Source organism: Arthrobacter sp. Ld5, assembly GCF_051172775.1.
In the GTDB taxonomy this organism is placed as follows: domain Bacteria; phylum Actinomycetota; class Actinomycetes; order Actinomycetales; family Micrococcaceae; genus Arthrobacter_D.
In genome coordinates this window covers 1-17,654 of record NZ_JBPKBO010000001.1, presented here as the reverse complement: position 1 = coordinate 17,654, position 17,654 = coordinate 1, and the positions used below count along the sequence as shown (strand labels likewise).

The window sequence follows — 17,654 nt, the reverse complement described above, 5'->3', positions numbered from 1 at the left end:
CGTCAGCCGGCGACCGAGGGGCGCAGCAGGGGCTCCAGCGCCTCGAGGACGGAGGGGTCCTCGATGGTGGAGGGGACGGCGTACGCGGTGCCGGCGGCCATCTGCCGCATCGTCTTCCGCAGGATCTTGCCCGAACGCGTCTTCGGCAGCGCCTCGACGACGACGGCGGACCGGAAGTCGGCCACGGGGCCGATCGTCCGGCGGACCATCGCGACGAGGTCGGCCTCGAGCATCCCCGGGTCGATGGAGACACCGGCCTTGAGGACCACGTAGCCGCTCGCGCGCTGGCCCTTCACCGGGTCCTGCAGCCCGAGCACCGCGCATTCCGCCACGGCGGGGTGCTGCGCGATCACCTGCTCGATGGCGCCGGTGGAGAGCCGGTGGCCGGCGACGTTGATGACGTCGTCGGTGCGGCCCATGACGAACAGGTAGCCGTCCTCGTCCAGGTAGCCGGAGTCCCCGCTGGTGTAGAAACCCTCGAAGTCGCCGAGGTACGCGTCCCGGTAGCGGTCGTCGCTGCCCCACAGGGTCGTCAGCGTGCCGGGCGGAAGCGGCAGGCGGAGGGCGATGCTCCCCTCGGTGCCGGCCGGCACCGGGGACCCGCCGGGGTCGAGGATCACGACGTCGTACCCGGGCGAGGGCAGCGACGGCGAGCCGGGCTTCAGCGGCACGCCGCCCAGTCCGCGCGGGTTCGCGCAGATGGGCCACCCGGTCTCCGTCTGCCACCAGTTGTCGACCACCGGGACGCCGAGGACCTCCCCGATCCACTCGGAGGTCCCCGTGTCCAGCCGCTCACCTGCCGAGAAGAGCGTCTCCAGCGAGGAGAGGTCGTGCGAGCGGACGGCCGCGCCCGTCGGGTCCGCCCGCCGGATGGACCGCAGGGCGGTGGGCGCGGTGAACAGGGCCTTCACGCGGTGCTCCGCGACGAGCCGGCCGAAGGCCCCGGCGTCGGGGGTCCCCACGGGCTTCCCCTCGTAGAGGACCGTCGTGGCGCCGGCCAGGAGCGGCCCGTAGACGATGTAGGAGTGGCCCACCACCCAGCCGACGTCGGACGCCGTCAGCATGGTGTCGCCCGGTCCCACACCGAAGATCGCCCGCATGGACCAGGTGAGCGCGACGGCATGGCCGCCGTTGTCGCGCACCACGCCCTTCGGGGATCCCGTGGTGCCGGAGGTGTAGAGGATGTAGAGCGGGTCGGTCGCGGCGACCTCCACCGGCGGGACGGGGTCCGCGGCGGCGGCGGCCTCGTCCCAGTCCAGCCACCGCGTCCCCGGCTCCCGGTACCCCGCGACGCCGTGGCTGAACCCGTCCCGTTGCTTGACGACGACGGGCGTCCCGGCGCTGTCGGCGAGCGCCAACGCCTCCTGGACCGCGGGAAGATACTCGACGCGCCGTGCGGGTTCGATGCCGCCGTCCGCGGTCACGACCGCGGACGGCCGCGCGTCCCTGATGCGCGCGGCGAGTTCGGCGGCGGCGAAGCCGCCGAAGACCACGGAGTGGACGGCGCCGATCCGCGCGCACGCGAGCATGGCCACGGCGGCCTCGGGGATCATGGGCAGGTAGACGAGCACACGGTCGCCCTTCCGGACGCCCAGTCGGGTGAGGACACCGGCGAAGACGGCCACCTCGTCGCGGAGCTCGGCGTACGTGAGCGTGCGGCGGGTGCCGAGCATCGCGGAGTCGTACACGAGAGCCGCCTGGTCGCCCCGCCCCGCCTCGACGTGGCGGTCCAGCGCGTTGTGACTGGTGTTCAGGCTCGCCCCGGGGAACCAGCGGTACAGGGGTGCGTCCGAGCCGTCCACGGCGGCCGAGGGCGGACGGATCCAGTCGACCGCGTCCGCGGCCTCCAGCCAGAACCGCTCCGGGTCCGCGAGGCTCTGCGCGTGCAGCCGTCGGTAGTCCTGCCCGGGGACCGCCCCGGGTCCGGCATCGTGTGCGGCATCGTGTTCAGCAGCCATGGTCGCCCCTCGTCGCGCGTGGTTGGTGAGGACCAGTATTCACCATGCCCTGCTGTATACACAGAGGGCGGCCGGGTCCGGTCGGGAACCGTCCGTTCTTGTTCCCCGGCGCCGTTCTGTATACATTGGACCCGATGTGTGCCGTGATGGCGGACACCATCGGGACCACTGGGATCCCCGGGACGCCACGGGAGGAGACGCGCATGCGGGCCAGCGATCGGGCCTACGCCCTCCTGCGCTCGGACATCGTCGAATGGCGGCTGGCCCCGGGCGACGTGCTCGCCGAGGTGGAGCAGTCGGCGCGCCTCGGCGTCTCCCGGACCCCCCTGCGCGAGGCGCTCTCCCGGCTCGTCGCCGAAGGCCTCGCCAGCCCGCACACCGGCCGCGGCGTCGTCGTCTCCGCGATCTCCCTGGCGGCCGTCGCCGATCTCTTCGACGTCCGCCTGCCCCTCGAGTGCGCTGCCGTCCGGCTCGCCGCCGTGCGCGGTGACCGCGCCGTGTTCGCGGCGCTCGCCGGGGAATTCGCCCGCGCCGGGAGCCTCATCGGGGACGACGACGGCGGCCGGGACGCGTACTACGCCCTCGTCGCACGCCTGGACCAGCGGATCGACGACGCCGCAGGGAACCCCTACCTGCTGCAGGCCCAGAAACCGATCCGCACCCATCTGGCCCGGATCCGGCGGCTGGCCCGGGACCATCCGCACCGCCTCCTGGCCTCGGCCCGCGAACACGAGCAGATCGCCCTCGCCCTGAGCACCGGCAACCCTGATCTCGCGGAGGCCTCGATGCGCGTGCACCTCCACACCAGCCTCCAGCACCTGCTCGCCCCGACCCCGCACCAGTCCTGAACCAGCCCCGCAGCACCGAGAGGAACACCATGGTCGAACTCCACCCCGTCCGCGTCCACCGCAGTGAGGAGAACCTCCCCCGGGAGGGCCAGCTCGCCTGGAAGATCGCCGAGGTCGCCACCGATCCCGTCGAGGTCACGCCCGAGGTCACCGACATGGTGATCAACCGGATCATCGACAACGCGTCCGTGGCCATCGCGTCCCTGAACCGTGCACCGGTCGTCGCGGCCCGCGCGCAGGCGCTGAGCCACCCGGTCTCCGTGCACGGCGCGGGCGCCGCCGTCTTCGGCGTCGACTCCCCCGTCTCCGCCGAATGGGCCGCATGGGCCAACGGCGTCGCCGTGCGCGAACTCGACTACCACGACACGTTCCTCGCCGCGGACTACTCGCACCCGGGCGACAACATCCCGCCCGTCCTCGCCGCGGCGCAGCACACGGGCGCCTCGGGCCGGGACCTCGTCCGGGCGATCGCCACAGGCTACGAGATCCAGGTGGACCTCGTGAAGGCCATCTGCCTCCACGAGCACAAGATCGACCACGTGGCGCACCTCGGCCCGTCCGCCGCGGCAGGCATCGGCACGCTGCTCGGGCTCGACGCCGGCGTCATCTTCCACGCCGTCGGACAGGCCCTGCACACGACGACGGCGACCCGCCAGTCCCGCAAGGGCGAGATCTCCACGTGGAAGGCCCACGCCCCGGCCTTCGCCGGGAAGATGGCCGTCGAGGCCGTCGACCGCGCCATGCGCGGCCAGACCTCCCCCACCCCCATCTACGAGGGCGAGGACGGCGTGATCGCGTGGCTGCTGGACGGGCCGACGGCCGCCTACGAGGTGCCCCTGCCCGCTCCCGGCGAGCCGAAGCGTGCCATCCTCGACACCTACACCAAGGAGCACTCGGCCGAGTACCAGGCCCAGGCGTGGATCGACCTCGCCCGCCGCCTCCACGGCGCGCACCCCGAGGCCACGGACCCGGAGAACGTGGCGTCCGTCGTCATCCACACCTCCCACCACACCCACTACGTGATCGGCTCCGGCGCCAACGATCCGCAGAAGTACGATCCCTCCGCCTCCCGGGAGACGCTCGACCACTCGATCCCGTACATCTTCACCGTCGCCCTGCAGGACGGCCGCTGGCACCATGAGGACTCCTACGCCCCCGAGCGCGCCGCGCGGCCGGACACCGTGGCGCTGTGGCACAAGGTCACCACGCTCGAGGACCCCGAGTGGACGCGCCGCTACCACTCCCTGGACATCGCGGAGAAGGCCTTCGGCGGGCGCGTGGAGATCACGCTCACGGACGGGACGGTGCTCACCGACGAGATCGCCGTGGCGGACGCCCATCCCCTCGGCGCCCGCCCGTTCGCCCGGGCCGACTACATCGCGAAGCTGCGCATGCTCGCCGCGGGCATCGTCGAGGACGCCGAGCTGGACCGGTTCCTCGCCGCCGTCGAGCAGTTGCCGGACCTGCCGGCCGGCTCACTGGGGCAGCTGAACATCCTCGCCCGCCCCGGCGTCATCGATGCGGCGTCCGCGCCGCAGGGACTCCTCTAGGCGGCCGCCGTGCTGTACTCGAGCGTTTCCCCCGAACAGAAGCGCCGGGCGCTCCGGGACGGGCTCGCCTCCGGGCGCGTCCAGCAGTTCCCGGGCGCCTTCAACCCGCTCTCGGCCCGCCTCATCGCCGACAAGGGCTTCGACGGCGTCTACATCTCCGGGGCGGTGATCGCCGCCGACCTCGGCCTGCCCGACATCGGCCTCACCACCCTGACGGAGGTCGCGCACCGCGCCGGGCAGATCGCGCGCATGACCGACCTGCCCTGCATCGTCGACGCCGACACGGGCTTCGGCGAGCCGATGAACGTGGCCCGCAGCGTGCAGGAACTCGAGAACGCGGGCCTCGCCGGCTGCCACATCGAGGACCAGTTCAACCCCAAGCGCTGCGGCCACCTGGACGGGAAGAACGTCGTCGACCTCGACACCGCCGTGAAGCGCATCCGGGCCGCCGCCGACGCCCGTCGGGACCCGGACTTCCTCATCATGGCGCGCACCGACATCCGCGGCACGGACACGCTGGAGGCCGCCTGCGAGCGGTCGAGGGCCCTCGTCGAGGCGGGGGCCGACGCCATCTTCCCGGAAGCCCTGCGGAGCCTCGAGGAGTTCCGTGCCGTCCGCGCCGCGGTGGACGTGCCGATCCTGGCCAACATGACCGAGTTCGGCAAGAGCGAGCTCTTCACCGTCGAGCAGCTGCAGGAGGTCGGCGTCACCATGGTGATCTATCCCGTCACGCTGCTGCGCAGTGCGATGGGCGCCGCCGAGCGTACGCTGGACTCGATCCGGACGCAGGGCACCCAGGAGCCGGCCGTCCAGCACATGCAGACGCGGAGCCGGCTCTACGAGCTGGTGGACTACGAGGGCTACAACCGCTTCGACTCCTCCGTGTTCGACTTCGAGATTCCCGGGGGCCGCCCGTCGGGCGGGTCCGGCTCCGCACGACCGACTGCACAGGAGGACCACGCGTGACAGAACCACAGATCCACAAGGGGCTCGCGGGAGTCGTGGTGGACACCACCGCTATCTCGAAGGTCAACCCGGACACCAATTCGCTCCTGTACCGGGGCTACCCCGTGCAGGAACTCGCCGGGCACCGCGACGTCGAGGACGTCGCCTACCTGCTGTGGAACGGTGAACTGCCCGGTCCGGAGGAGCGGACGCGGTTCGACGCCTTCGAGCGCGCGCACCGGGCCCTCCCGGAGCAGGTGGTCGCGGCCATCGACCTGCTGCCGCTCACGGCCCACCCGATGGACGTGGCCCGGACGGCCGTCTCCGTGCTGGGCGCCTGCCACCCGCTGGCGAACGACAGCTCGGTCGCGGCGAACATGGAGAAGGCCGCCACGCTGTTCGCGGTGTTCCCCGCCGTCGTCGCCTACGACCAGCGCCGCCGCCGCGGGCAGGCCCGCGTGGAGCCCCGCGACGACCTCGGCTACTCCGCCAACTTCCTGTGGATGACCTTCGGCGAGGAGGCCCCCGCCGAGGTGGTCCACGCGTTCGACGTGTCGATGGTCCTGTACGCGGAGCACTCCTTCAACGCGTCGACATTCACCGCGCGGGTCATCACCTCCACCCTCTCCGACCTGCACTCCGCCGTGACCGGCGCGATCGGCGCCCTCAAGGGTGCCCTGCACGGCGGGGCGAACGAGGCCGTCATGCACACCTTCGAGGAGATCGGCATCCGGGAGGACGAGTCGGCCGAGGAGGCGGCCGCCCGTGCGAAGGCGTGGATGGAGGAGGCGCTGGCCGCGAAGAAGAAGGTCATGGGCTTCGGGCACCGCGTCTACAAGAACGGCGACTCCCGCGTCCCCACCATGAAGTCCGCGCTCGACGCCATGATCGCGTACTACGGCCGCAGCGAGATCCTGGGGCTGTACTCGGGCCTCGAGACGGCCATGGACGAGGCCAAGGGGATCAAGCCGAACCTGGACTACCCGGCCGGGCCCACCTACCACCTCATGGGCTTCGACACGGAGATGTTCACCCCGCTGTTCATCGCTGCGCGCATCACCGGCTGGACGGCGCACATCATGGAGCAGTCGTCCGCCAACTCGCTCATTCGTCCGCTGAGCCTCTACAACGGGCCGGACGAACGGCACGTCGGGGGCTGATGCCGGCGCGCGGACGCCGTCGTGGTCAGTCCACGACGGCGTCGGCGATGCCCTCGCTGTCGGACGCCATCACGATCGTGGCGCGGACCGGCCGCCCCGCGAGGAGCTGCGGGATCCAGTGCGGCGCGTCCTGCCACATGTCCTGCCAGGGGATGGCGTCGACGGCATACCACCGCGGGTCGATCTCCTCGCACGCGACGGGCGCGGCGTTCCCGGCCTCGGCCGTGAACAGGGACGCCGCCATGTTCCAGGCCGGCTGGGCGGGGAACCGCCACGTGATCGTGCCGGCCGCGCGCACCGCCGACGGCACGAGGATGATGCCGCTCTCCTCCGCGACCTCGCGCACCGCCGCCTCCCGGGCGGTTTCCGCGCCGTCGATCTTCCCGCCGAGGGCCACGACCCTGCCGGTACCGAACCCGGTGCGCTTGAGGCCGAGCAGCACCTGCCGGCCGTCGCCGTCCGGGACTCTGCCGTCCCGGAAGAGGAAGCACAGGACCACCCGCCGGTAGTCGACGCCGTCGATGCCCACCCACCCGCCGGCGGGCGCAGGGTCGGCGGCCCAGCCCGGCGCCCCCGGCTCAGGCACGGGCCCGCGGATGGGCGGCGGCATACACTTCCCGCAGCGTGTCGGCCGTGACGAGCGTGTAGACCTGCGTGGTGGTGACCGACGCATGGCCGAGGAGTTCCTGGACCACGCGGACGTCCGCCCCGCCCTCCAGCAGGTGCGTGGCGAAGGAGTGGCGGAGGGTGTGCGGAGAGACCTCGCGGGTGACGCCGGCGCGCTCGGCCGCGGTCTTCAGGATGGTCCAGGCGCTCTGGCGGCTGAGGCGCCCGCCCCGCATGTTGAGGAACAGGGCGGGGCTGCCCGTGCCCTTCGCGGCCAGCCCGGGGCGTCCCTGGACGAGGTACGCGTCGACGGCCCGTGCGGCGTAGGAGCCAACGGGCACGAGGCGCTCCTTCGACCCCTTGCCGGTGAGCCGGACGACGGCGGGCCCGTCGGTGGCGTCGTCGACGGAGACGTCGTCGACGTCCAGGCCGACCGCCTCGCTGATCCGGGCCCCGGTCGAGTACAGGAATTCGAGCAGGGCGCGGTCCCGGCGGCCCGACGGCGACGCGGTGTCGACGGCCTCGAGGATCCGCACCACCTCGGGGACGGGGATGGCCTTCGGCAGGCGTCGCCCGGCCAGGGGCGGGTGCACGTCGCGGGCCGGGTCCCCCTCCGTGATGCCCTCCAGGGCCCAGAACCGGTGCAGTCCGCGTACCGCGACGACGGTCCGTGCCGCGGACCGCGGGCTCAGGGGCGACTGCCCGTCCTCCCCCGAGACGACGGCCTGGGCGAAGGCGGAGACGTCATGGCGCGTGATGCGGGCGGCGTCCTGCGCGCCCCGGGACGCGAGGAACGCCCCGTACCGCCGGAGGTCGCGGCGGTACGCCGCGAGGGTGTTGGCCGACAGGCCCCGTTCCACGGACATGTACTGCAGGTAGTCGCGGACCAGGCCGGCCAGCGGTCCGTCGTCGCCCGCGGGTGCCGTTCCCGGCATGGCCGTCAGTCCCCGAGCACCGCACCGCGAGGCCAGGCGGAGCGCTGGCTGGGGTGCTCGGGCCAGGGGGTCGACGCCGGGCGCAGGCCCGCGAAGCCGTCCTCGCGCGCCACCCGGGCCGCGAGGATCGCGGCGGCCGCCGACGGGCTGTGGATGCGTCCCGCGAGGACCGCCTCCACGGCGGCGTCGAGGTCCACCCACTTCAGCTCGATCTCGGCTTCCTCGTGCGTGCGCGTGTGCCGCTCGTCCTCGGGGACGTCCCCGATGTCGCGCGCCAGGTAGACGCGCAGGGCCTCCGAGGAGGAACCCGGTGAGAGGAACAGGTCGACGAGGACGTCCCATCGGTCCGCCGTGAGGTCGGCTTCCTCCGCGAGTTCGCGGGCAGCGGCGTCGACGAAGTCCTCCCCCTCCTCGTCGAGCAGCCCCGCCGGGATCTCCCACAGCGCCATGCGGACGGGGTGCCGGTACTGGCGCAGCAGGAGGACCTGGCCGTCGTCGTTCAGGACGAGCACGGCGACGGCGCCCGGATGCCGGATGAAGTCCCGCGTGATGGCCTCGCCGTCGACGGTCAGCGTGAACTGCTCGCTGACGACGTCCCAGACCCGCCCCTCGTAGACCGTGGTGGTCCCGAGGAGCCGGCGTGGGCTCTGCTCGTCGCCGAACCCGGCGTCGCTGTTCCCCCGTGTCCGCACGTCAGACCTTCGCGCCGCGGCGTTCGAGGGCCGCCTTGACCAGGCCGGCGAACAGCGGGTGGGGCCGTGTGGGGCGCGATCCCAGTTCGGGGTGGGCCTGCGTCGCGACGTAGTACGGGTGCACGTCCTTCGGCAGTTCGGCGAACTCGACCAGCTTGCCGTCCGTCGTCGTGCCGGAGAACACCAGGCCCGCGTCCGCGATCTGGTCGCGGTACTCGTTGTTCACCTCGTAGCGGTGGCGGTGCCGCTCGAAGACCGTCGTCCTGCCGTACGTCCCGGCGACCACGGAGCCCTCCTGGAGCTTGGCCTCCCAGCGGCCCAGCCGCATGGTGCCGCCCATGTCGCCCTCGCCGCTGACGATGTGGCGCTGCTCGGCCATGGTCGCGATGACCGGGTACTTCGTGTCCGGCTCGAACTCGCTCGACGACGCGCCGTCGAGGCCGACGACGTTCCGGGCGTATTCGATGACCATGCACTGCAGTCCGAGGCAGAGGCCCAGGGTGGGGATCTTGTTCTCCCGGGCGTAGGTCAGGGCGCCGAGCTTGCCCTCCAGCCCGCGGATGCCAAAGCCTCCGGGGATGCAGATGGCGTCGACGCCGTCGAGGGCCTGCGCGGCGCCCTCCGGGGTCTGGCACTCGTCGGAGGGGACCCACTTGATGGTGACCTTCGCCTTGTTCGCGAAGCCGCCGGCGCGCAGGGCCTCCGTGACGGACAGGTAGGCGTCGGGCAGGTCGATGTACTTGCCGACGAGCGCCACCTCGACGTGGTGCTTCGGGTTGTGGACGACGTCGAGGAGCTTGTTCCACCGCGTCCAGTTGACGTCCTTGAACTTCAGGTCGAGCGCCTGCACGATGTACGCGTCGAGGCCCTGGGCGTGGAGCGTCTTGGGGATGTCGTAGATGCTCGGGGCGTCGGCCGCGTTGACGACCGCGTCGATGTCGACGTCGCACATGCGGCCGATCTTCTCGCGCATCGCCGCCGGCACCTCCCGGTCCGAGCGGATCACGATGGCGTCGGGCTGGATACCGATGGAGCGCAGCATCGCCACCGAGTGCTGGGTGGGCTTGGTCTTGAGTTCCTGGGAGGGCCCGATGTACGGGACCAGGGAGACGTGGAGGAAGAAGACGTTGTTGCGGCCGATGTCCTGGCGGACCTGGCGGGCCGATTCGAGGAAGGGCTGCGACTCGATGTCGCCGACCGTCCCGCCGATCTCGGTGATGATGACGTCCGGGGTCTTCCTGCCGGGCGCGTGCTCGGCGGGGAGGCGCATGCGGCGCTTGATCTCGTCGGTGATGTGCGGGATGACCTGCACGGTGTCGCCGAGGTACTCGCCGCGGCGTTCCTTCGCGATGACCGTCGAGTACACCTGGCCGGTCGTGACGTTCGCCGACCCGTCGAGGTTCTCGTCGAGGAACCGCTCGTAGTGCCCGATGTCGAGGTCGGTCTCTGCGCCGTCGTCCGTCACGAACACCTCGCCGTGCTGGAACGGGTTCATCGTGCCGGGGTCGACGTTGAGGTAGGGATCAAGCTTCTGCATCGTCACGGAGAGGCCGCGGGCCCTCAGGAGGTGACCCAGGCTGGAGGCCGTCAGTCCCTTGCCGAGTGAGGAGGCCACACCGCCGGTCACGAAGATGTGCTTGGTCGTTGCGGATTTAAGGAACCGGGAGTTTAGTTGCTGCGCCACGGAATTCGAGACTATCACCGAGCGGCGGTCCGGGCAGCATCAGCGAGCAGTTCCTCGGCGTGTGCCCGTGCCGACGCCGAGTCCTCCTGACCTGCGAGCATCCTCGCGAGCTCGCGGACGCGTTCGTCGTCGGAGAGCACCTCCACGTCGCTGGCCGTCACTCCCCCGCCCTCCCCGTCCCGCGAGACGTTCTTGGTGACGCGGATGTGCCGGGCGGCGAAGGCGGCGACCTGCGGGAGGTGGGTCACCACGATGACCTGCACGTGCCCGGCCAGCATGGCCAGCCGGCGGCCGATCTCGACGGCGGCCTTGCCGCCGACGCCCGCGTCCACTTCGTCGAACACGAAGGTGGGCACGGGGTCGACGGCGGCGAGGACCACCTCGATGGCGAGCATGACGCGGGACAGCTCTCCGCCGGAGGCGCCCTTCCCCAGGGCGCGCGGAGCGGAGCCGGGATGCGGCTGCAGGTTGAAGGCGATGTCGTCCGCGCCGTGGACGGTCAGCGCCTCGCCGGGCGTGACCTCGATGAGCAGTTCGGCGTCCGGCATGGCCAGCGCCGTGAGTTCGTCGCTCACCTTGCGCGCGAGGCTCTCGGCCGCCGCGCGTCGCAGGGAGGACAGGTCGTCCGCGAGCCCGTGCACCTGCCGGTCGAGGTCGGCGATGACGTCGTCGAGCTCCTCCACGCGGGAGGAATCGCCGCTGAGCTCGAGCAGCCGTTTGACGGCGTCCTCCTGCCAGGCCAGCACCTCGTCGATGGTGGGGGCGTACTTCCGGACGAGGACGGAGAGGGCGGCACGCCGCGACTCCACCTCCTCGAGCCGGCCGGCACCCTCGCTGTCCAGCGCCGTCCCGTACCCGGCCAGCTCCGCCGAGATGTCGGCCAGGAGGTAGCCCACTTCGGCGAGCCGCTCGGCCAGCCTGCCGAGGTCGGCGTCGTGCTCGGCGACGGCCTCGAGCTGGCGCTTCGCCTCGTCCACCAGGGAGACGGCGTCCGCGGCCGCCCCGATGTCCTCGGACACGAGGGCCTGGTGGGCCACCAGGGCCGCGGTGCGGAGCTCCTCCACATTGCCGAGCCGCATCGACTCGGCCTTCAGGGCGACGTCCTCCCCCGGCTGCGGGTCGAGCTCGCCGATCTCCGTCAACGCCGCCTCGAGGCCCTCGGCCTCCCGCAGCCGTTCCCGGGCCTCGCTCCTCAGCCGGTCGCGCTCGGCCAGGGCGTCACGCCACTGGCGGAACGCCTCGCCGTAGGCGTGGAGGGCCTCCTCGACGGGCTTCCCACCGAATTTGTCGAGCGCCTGCCGCTGCGCGGCGGCACCCTTCAGCCGCAGCTGGTCCGACTGCCCGTGCACGACGACGAGTTCGTCGCCCAGCTCGGCGAGGACCCCGACGGGCGCGGCGCGGCCGCCCACATACGCACGGCTGCGGCCCTCGCTCGTCACGGTACGGGCGAGGATCAGTTCCGCGGCGCCGTCGTACTCCTCCAGGGCGGCGCCCGCCTCGGCGGCCCGCAGGATGGCAGGGCTCGCGGGATCGAGGCGCAGGACGGCCTCGGCGGACGCGGAGCCGGCGCCGAGCCGGACGGCGCCGGCGTCGGACCGGGCGCCACGGAGCAGCCCGAGGGCCGTGATGACCATCGTCTTGCCCGCGCCGGTCTCACCCGTGACGACGGTCAGGCCGGGCCCGAGGCGGAGGGTGGCGTCGGTGATGACGCCCAGGTCGCGGATCCGCATCTCCTCGATCATCGTGTTGGTCCGTCCTGGTGCTGCACGGGGCCCCGCCACCCCTGGGTGGGCAGTTCGAACTTGCGGACGAGGCGCTCGGAGAACGGCGTCTGCCGGGTGCGGGCGAGGCGCACCGGGTTGTCGGAACGCCGCACCTCGACGCGCGCGCCGGGTGGCAGGTCGAGGCTCCGGCGTCCATCGCACCACAGCACGCCCGAGGCGTCGGTGCGGGTCAGCAGTTCGACGGCGAGGACGGACGTGGGCGCGACGACGAGGGGCTTCGCGAACAGGGCGTGGGCGCTGATGGGCACCATGAGCAGTGCCTCGACCTCCGGCCAGACGATGGGGCCGCCGGCGGAGAACCCGTACGCGGTCGACCCGGTGGGCGTGGCGAGGACCACGCCGTCGCAGCCGAACGAACTCACCGGGCGGCCGTCGACCTCCATGACCACCTCGATCATGCGTTCGCGGTTCGCCTTCTCGATGGCGGCCTCGTTCAGCGCCCAGCTGCGCCCGAGGAGGGTGTCGCCCTGCCAGACGAGGACCTCGATGGTGGTCCTCTCCTCGACGGTGTAGCTGCGGTCGGCGACCCAGCGCACCGTCTCGGCGAGATCGGCCCGCTCGCTCTCCGCGAGGAAGCCCACATGCCCGAGGTTGACGCCGAGCAGCGGGATGTCGGCCTCCCGCACGAGCTCGGCCGCGCGCAGGATGGTGCCGTCGCCGCCGAGGACCATGACGAGTTCGACGTCGCCGAAGTCGACGCCGTCGCCCAGCTCCTCGGCGGGCGCCGCGAGGGCCCCGTACTCGTCCTGGAGATCGGCGAGTTCCTCCTGCCGCATGACGGGCTGGAGCCCGAGGGCGTGGAGGCGGGTGCATGCCTCCTGCGCCGCAGCCATCGCGTTCCTGCGGCCGGTGTGCGCGAGCACCAGGATTCGTCTACTCATCAAGCTCCGTCTGATTGGTCGGTCGGGGCGGCGGGAAGAGTGCTGCCCGTGCGAGTGCCTGTTCCGTCAACCGGTCGAGCTCCCCCTCGATCCTAGGCACCATCGTCCGGGTCGGCATCTTTATCCACACGAAGTACTCCAGATTGCCATCCTGCCCGGGCAGTCCGCTCTGTTCCACTCCGGCGATCTCCAGCCCGCCCTCGAGGGCACTGCGCAGCACGCCCGCCACCGCGCGACGACGGGCCTCCGGCGACGTGACGACGCCGAGACGGTTCAGACCGCTGCGACCCACCTCGAACTGGGGCTTCACCATCAGCAGCAGGTCACCGCCCGGGAGCGTGGCGCCCGCCAGGGACGGCAGGACCAGCCGGAGGGAGATGAAGGACAGGTCCGCAACGGTCAGCTCGACCGGTCCCCCGATGTCCGCGGGGTCGAGGTGGCGGATGTTCATGCCCTCGAACACGTGCACCCGCGGGTCGTCGCGCAGCTGCTGCACGAGCTGCCCGTGGCCGACGTCGACCGCCGCGACCTCGCGCGCGCCGCGCCGGAGCAGGACGTCGGTGAACCCGCCGGTGGACGCCCCGGCGTCGAGGCAGCGCCGACCGGCCGGGTCGACGCCGGGGAAGGCGCGCAGGGCGCCGTCGAGCTTGGTGCCGGCGCGGCTCACGTAGTCCTCGCCCTGTCCCTCGACGGAGAGCGCGACCCCGGCCGGGACGGGGGTCGAGGGCTTCCGTGCCACAACACCGTCCCGGAGCACCCGGCCCGCACCGATCAGCTGGGCCGCGTGCGAGCGGGACCGCGCGAGCCCCCGGGCCACGAGTTCCTGGTCAAGCCGTGCCATGGGCTCCCGCCCGGCGGAGCGCACGGTCCGGATCCAGTTCGCCGCTGAGGCGGTCGTGGACGTCCAGGTACACGCCGGCGTGGTCCGCGACGGGGAGGTCGCCGAGCCCCTCGAGGAGGCCGAGGATCTGCTCGACGGTCGTGTCGGCCGTCCCTGACGACGGCGTCCCGTCCCCCGGAGCGGCGGCCTGCGCCTCGTTCATCCGATCCCTCCCTGGTGCACTGCTCGTCCGGTTCGTCCTGCTCCCACCCTAGTCAGCGGTCTCGAAGCGCACGGCAGGCACGGCCGCCGTCGCCTCCGGGTGGGCGGCCCACCAGGCGGCGCAGGCGGCGCGCCAGCTGTCGACGTCGTCCTCGCGTCCGGTGATGGTGACCGTCGCGTCCGAGACCCGGGCCGTCGACCCGCCGCACGTGGCCGCGCCATCGGCGCGGGTGATCGCGGGGTAGGCCTCGTACAGGGCGGCCAGGGATTCGAGGAGATAGTCCGGTCGCTCGTCGGTGCGTGCGGCCAGCGCGGTCCTGACGGAGTCCACGCCCGTGAGGACCAGCGCCGTGGCCATGCCGGCCCGGTTGCCGCCCAGGATGTCCGTGTCGAGGCGGTCCCCCACCACGAGGGCGCGCTCGGCGCCCGAATGGTGCGCGGCCGTCCGGAAGAGGGCCGCCTCCGGTTTGCCGGCCACCACGGGCGACCGGCCGGTCGCGGCGGCCACCGCAGCGACGAGGGTCCCGTTCCCGGGTGCGAGCCCGCGCGCCTGCGGGATGGAGAGGTCCGTGTTGGTCGCCACCCACACGGCGCCGGCGGCGACGGCGTACGCCGCCTCCGCGAGGTCCTTCCACCCGAGGGCGGGCGAGAATCCCTGGATCACGGCGTCCGGCTCGTCCTCCGCCGATCCCACGACGACGAGCCCCTGCTGCCGCACGCACTCCGCGAGGGGCTCGCTGCCGACCACGAGCACCGGCGAGCCGGGGGGCACGAGGCCGGCCAGCAGTTCGGCGCCGGCCAGCGCGGACCCGAAGACCTGCTCGGCACGGGCCGGCGCTCCCAGCTCCCGGAGGTGGGCGGCCACCTGCTCGGAGGAGCGCGACGCATTGTTCGTCACGTAGGCGAGGCTCTTGCCCTCCTCGGCGAGCCGGTCCAGGGCGGCGGTGGCCCCCGGGATGGCGTGCGGTCCGGCGTACACGACGCCGTCGAGATCGGCGAGCACGCCGTCGTGGGCGTCGATCAGGCGGTCAGTCATCGACGGCATCCTGGGACGGCGCCGGCTCGGACGCCGCGGAGAACTCGACGGAGGCCGACGGGGCACTCACGGCGCCGGCGGCCCTGGCGGCCTCGGCCTCCTTCGTGCCCTTGGTGCCCTTCGCGCCCTCGGCGGTCGACGGCTCGAGATCCGCAGCCCCCGCATCATCCATGCTGAACAGCATCTCGGCCTGCAGCGGCTGCGCAGAGGCCGCGGACTCGCCGGCCGGAATGGCATCGACGGGTACCGGTCCTGCGCCTGCAGCCTCGCCCTCTGCTCCGCCGTCGTCCTCCACGGACGGCTCGTCCCTCGCGGTCCCTGCGTTCCCCACGGACGAGACCTCCTCGTCCGTCGGCACTGCGGCCGCGTCGTCCGTCAGGGCGACGACCGTCTGCACGCCGCCGGTCGGCGAAGCATCTGCAGGTTCCTCGGTCTGCGCCGGAGCATCGTCAGGCTCTCGCTGCCCCTCGTGGAGGTCCTCGGCCGCAGCGCCGTCCAACGCGCCCAGGGGAAGCTGGTCGTCGTCGGCACGATCCTCGACTGCCGGCCCGTCGCTTCCCGGTCCTTCGGCATCCGTACCCGCGGGCGCGGCGGCCGGTGCACCGAGGACTTCGACCACCTTCGGCACGACGACGGGAGCGGGCTCGTCGTCCTCGCCGAGGTCGATGATGTCGGGCTCGAGCTCGTCGTCCAGGCCGAGGGCCTTCTCCGCGACCCGTGCCTGGCGCCGCCACTTCTCGGACTCACCGGTCCGGCCGGCCGCGTCGAGTGCCGCCGCGTAGGCGCGGAACAGGCGGGGGGTGAAGGAGAACGCCCGGTGCAGGTCGAGCTGGGGGATCTCCAGCGCGGCGACGGCTGCGTCGGGCTGACCCAGGTCGGTGCGCGCACCGGACACCACCATGGCGAGTTCCGCCTTGCCCGCGGCGTCCAGCGACTCGGCCTCCTCGCTGCGGGCCAGGTCCAGTGCCCTGTCGGGACGCCCCAGGCCGCGCTCACAGTCGGCCATCACAGGGAGGTGGACGTTGGATCCGCTGATCCTGCGGAATGTCCGGAACTCACGCAGTGCTTCCCCGTAGTGCCCCGCGCCGTATGCCGTCAGTCCGACGGCTTCCCGGACGGCGGCCAGACGGCCGCCGCGGCGGCTGGCCGCGAGGGCATGCTGGAAGGCCAGCTCGGGGTCGATGTCGAGGAGCCTACCCGCCATCACGAGGTGCTTGGCGACCCACAGGGCGCTTCGCTCCTCGAGGTTGCGGATCTGGGCCCGCGTCACACGGTCGAGTTCGTCGCCCTTCACGTCCTCGTCGATCTCGGGAGAACGCTCCCGATCCGGTCGGTTCGCACTGCGAAGATCCCGCGCGTTGTGGGGGCGCGACGCCGCGGACTCGTCCGGTCCGTAGCCCTGCGAGCGGTCGCCGTCCCGGCGCCCGGTACCGGCGCCCCGCTCCTGGCGATCCGACGGCCGGCGGTGGGAATTCCCCCGCTCGGGCGAACGCCGCTGGCCGGCGGACTGTCCCTCCCCGGACGAGGATCGCGACTGCCAGGGACGCTCCCGTCCTTCGTCCGACCGCTTCGTCGGCGCCTGGCCGCGCCCGGACGGGCGGCTCTGCCGGTCCGAAGCGGACCCCGACGACGACCCACCGCGGGACGCCGATCCACGCAACCGGTCACCCCGTCCATCCTCCGGCCCTCCTGCGGAATGATCCGTCGAACGGGGCGCGGACCGGTCGGGTCCCTGGCCCTTGCGTTCATTCCACGGACCACGGGCACCGCCACCCTGGCCCGCCCTCTCGTCGCGCTGGCCCGCCCTCTCGCCGCGCGGGCGATCCGCGGGATCGCGCCGCTCGTTCTGACCGTCGCGTTGCGGCCGTCCGCTCCTGCTTCCCGTGCCGCGCGTATCCGACTGCCCCTTCCACGCCGGCCGGTCGCCGGATGATCGTCCTGCGCTGCCGCCCGACAACGGCCGCCCGGTCCGTGGGGAGCCATCGCCCGGGGCCCGGTCCACGCTCCCGGAGCTACCCTCTTCCCCTGCCCGGGGAGTCGACGGACGAGCAGCCTGGCCGCCCGACTTCGAGCCCCAGGAGTGACGGCGCTGGGGCTGACCGGACCCTTCCCGACTGCCGTCCGGCGTCTGATCCGACCGGCGGGGGTCTCCGTCTCGTCCGGCGGTGTGCTCCTGCTCAGCCATGGCAGCGCGGTCCTCTCATCGGGTTCCGGCATCTCTGCCGGCGGGTCTCTATTGTGCTGTGGGTACTTCTGGTCACGGGGTACTACTCATCTATGGAACCACGAAGCGGCCGGCGCCACTCCATCGTGATGCCGGGATCCGCCCGTTGTGATACACGCCTCGGTGGGCCGGCGTCCCGGTCCCTGCACGGGTGGTGGTTAACGGGAAAGACCCCACCGTGGGGTGGGGTCTTTCCGTTGAATGGTTGTCCGGCGGTGTCCTACTCTCCCACACTCTCTCGGGTGCAGTACCATCGGCGCTGTGGGTCTTAGCTTCCGGGTTCGGAATGGGACCGGGCGTTTCCCCCAC

General features: G+C 72.4%; 15 protein-coding genes and 1 rRNA gene. 4 read left to right on the top strand and 12 right to left on the bottom strand.

Annotation, left to right across the window (positions count from 1 at the left end; translation table 11 throughout):
* Positions 1–2 precede the first annotated feature (2 nt).
* Positions 3–1,958, bottom strand: a complete 1,956-nt coding sequence (locus ACSGDB_RS00080) for an AMP-binding protein (RefSeq protein ID WP_434991833.1) — start codon at positions 1,956–1,958, stop codon at positions 3–5.
* Between the two features lie 203 nt (positions 1,959–2,161).
* Here ACSGDB_RS00080 and ACSGDB_RS00075 point away from each other — a divergent pair, with 203 nt between their 5' ends.
* The 4 genes from ACSGDB_RS00075 to ACSGDB_RS00060 are packed head-to-tail and all read left to right on the top strand — an operon-like array spanning position 2,162 to position 6,461.
* A complete protein-coding gene (locus ACSGDB_RS00075) occupies positions 2,162–2,806 on the top strand; it encodes a GntR family transcriptional regulator (protein ID WP_434991832.1) in 645 nt (214 codons plus the stop codon).
* 29 nt (positions 2,807–2,835) lie between these two features.
* Positions 2,836–4,356: an MmgE/PrpD family protein gene (locus tag ACSGDB_RS00070; RefSeq protein ID WP_434991830.1), complete on the top strand. Its 1,521-nt coding sequence runs from the start codon at positions 2,836–2,838 to the stop codon at positions 4,354–4,356.
* 9 nt (positions 4,357–4,365) lie between these two features.
* Positions 4,366–5,322: a methylisocitrate lyase gene (gene prpB, locus ACSGDB_RS00065; RefSeq protein ID WP_434991828.1), complete on the top strand. Its 957-nt coding sequence runs from the start codon at positions 4,366–4,368 to the stop codon at positions 5,320–5,322.
* A complete protein-coding gene (locus ACSGDB_RS00060; RefSeq protein WP_434991827.1) occupies positions 5,319–6,461 on the top strand; it encodes a bifunctional 2-methylcitrate synthase/citrate synthase in 1,143 nt (380 codons plus the stop codon). The genes prpB and ACSGDB_RS00060 overlap by 4 nt, the downstream gene beginning before the upstream one ends.
* Positions 6,462–6,486: 25 nt before the next feature.
* Here the strand turns inward: ACSGDB_RS00060 and ACSGDB_RS00055 are convergent, their stop codons facing one another.
* The 11 genes from ACSGDB_RS00055 to rrf all read right to left on the bottom strand — a co-directional run.
* On the bottom strand, positions 6,487–7,047 hold the full coding sequence (locus tag ACSGDB_RS00055) for an 8-oxo-dGTP diphosphatase (protein ID WP_434991825.1): 561 nt from the start codon (positions 7,045–7,047) through the stop codon (positions 6,487–6,489).
* Positions 7,040–8,002: a site-specific tyrosine recombinase XerD gene (xerD, locus tag ACSGDB_RS00050; protein WP_434991823.1), complete on the bottom strand. Its 963-nt coding sequence runs from the start codon at positions 8,000–8,002 to the stop codon at positions 7,040–7,042. Before xerD ends, ACSGDB_RS00055 begins: the two co-directional genes overlap by 8 nt.
* A gap of 5 nt (positions 8,003–8,007) precedes the next feature.
* Positions 8,008–8,694, bottom strand: coding sequence for an NUDIX domain-containing protein (locus ACSGDB_RS00045; RefSeq protein WP_434991821.1), 687 nt, complete (start codon positions 8,692–8,694; stop codon positions 8,008–8,010).
* A gap of 1 nt (position 8,695) precedes the next feature.
* Positions 8,696–10,396 carry a CTP synthase gene (locus ACSGDB_RS00040; protein WP_434991820.1) on the bottom strand — a complete coding sequence of 567 codons (1,701 nt, stop codon included), beginning with the start codon at positions 10,394–10,396 and terminating at the stop codon, positions 8,696–8,698.
* Positions 10,393–12,120 carry a DNA repair protein RecN gene (recN, locus tag ACSGDB_RS00035; protein WP_434991819.1) on the bottom strand — a complete coding sequence of 576 codons (1,728 nt, stop codon included), beginning with the start codon at positions 12,118–12,120 and terminating at the stop codon, positions 10,393–10,395. Before recN ends, ACSGDB_RS00040 begins: the two co-directional genes overlap by 4 nt.
* Positions 12,117–13,043: an NAD kinase gene (locus ACSGDB_RS00030; RefSeq protein WP_434991817.1), complete on the bottom strand. Its 927-nt coding sequence runs from the start codon at positions 13,041–13,043 to the stop codon at positions 12,117–12,119. Before ACSGDB_RS00030 ends, recN begins: the two co-directional genes overlap by 4 nt.
* On the bottom strand, positions 13,036–13,884 hold the full coding sequence (locus ACSGDB_RS00025) for a TlyA family RNA methyltransferase (RefSeq protein WP_434991816.1): 849 nt from the start codon (positions 13,882–13,884) through the stop codon (positions 13,036–13,038). The genes ACSGDB_RS00030 and ACSGDB_RS00025 overlap by 8 nt, the downstream gene beginning before the upstream one ends.
* The gene (locus tag ACSGDB_RS00020; RefSeq protein ID WP_434991815.1) at positions 13,871–14,086 is read right to left on the bottom strand and encodes a hypothetical protein; all 216 of its coding nucleotides are present in this window, start codon (positions 14,084–14,086) and stop codon (positions 13,871–13,873) included. Before ACSGDB_RS00020 ends, ACSGDB_RS00025 begins: the two co-directional genes overlap by 14 nt.
* 48 nt (positions 14,087–14,134) lie before the next feature.
* Positions 14,135–15,121, bottom strand: a complete 987-nt coding sequence (locus tag ACSGDB_RS00015) for an HAD-IIA family hydrolase (RefSeq protein ID WP_434991814.1) — start codon at positions 15,119–15,121, stop codon at positions 14,135–14,137.
* Entirely contained in the window at positions 15,114–16,415 is a 1,302-nt protein-coding gene (locus tag ACSGDB_RS00010; RefSeq protein ID WP_434991813.1) for a hypothetical protein, read from the bottom strand. Before ACSGDB_RS00010 ends, ACSGDB_RS00015 begins: the two co-directional genes overlap by 8 nt.
* Before the next feature lie 1,137 nt (positions 16,416–17,552).
* Positions 17,553–17,654 (bottom strand): 5S ribosomal RNA (gene rrf, locus ACSGDB_RS00005); the annotation flags it as partial.

Bases quoted from the DNA above. Each gene is read 5' to 3' on its own strand.
- ACSGDB_RS00080 (WP_434991833.1), bottom strand. From the start codon at position 1,958: ATGGCTGCTGAACACGATGCCGCACACGATGCCGGACCCGGGGCGGTC.
- ACSGDB_RS00075 (WP_434991832.1), top strand. From the start codon at position 2,162: ATGCGGGCCAGCGATCGGGCCTACGCCCTCCTGCGCTCGGACATCGTC.
- ACSGDB_RS00070 (WP_434991830.1), top strand. From the start codon at position 2,836: ATGGTCGAACTCCACCCCGTCCGCGTCCACCGCAGTGAGGAGAACCTC.
- xerD (WP_434991823.1), bottom strand. From the start codon at position 8,002: ATGCCGGGAACGGCACCCGCGGGCGACGACGGACCGCTGGCCGGCCTG.
- recN (WP_434991819.1), bottom strand. From the start codon at position 12,120: ATGATCGAGGAGATGCGGATCCGCGACCTGGGCGTCATCACCGACGCC.
- ACSGDB_RS00030 (WP_434991817.1), bottom strand. From the start codon at position 13,043: ATGAGTAGACGAATCCTGGTGCTCGCGCACACCGGCCGCAGGAACGCG.
- ACSGDB_RS00025 (WP_434991816.1), bottom strand. From the start codon at position 13,884: ATGGCACGGCTTGACCAGGAACTCGTGGCCCGGGGGCTCGCGCGGTCC.
- ACSGDB_RS00020 (WP_434991815.1), bottom strand. From the start codon at position 14,086: ATGAACGAGGCGCAGGCCGCCGCTCCGGGGGACGGGACGCCGTCGTCA.
- ACSGDB_RS00015 (WP_434991814.1), bottom strand. From the start codon at position 15,121: ATGACTGACCGCCTGATCGACGCCCACGACGGCGTGCTCGCCGATCTC.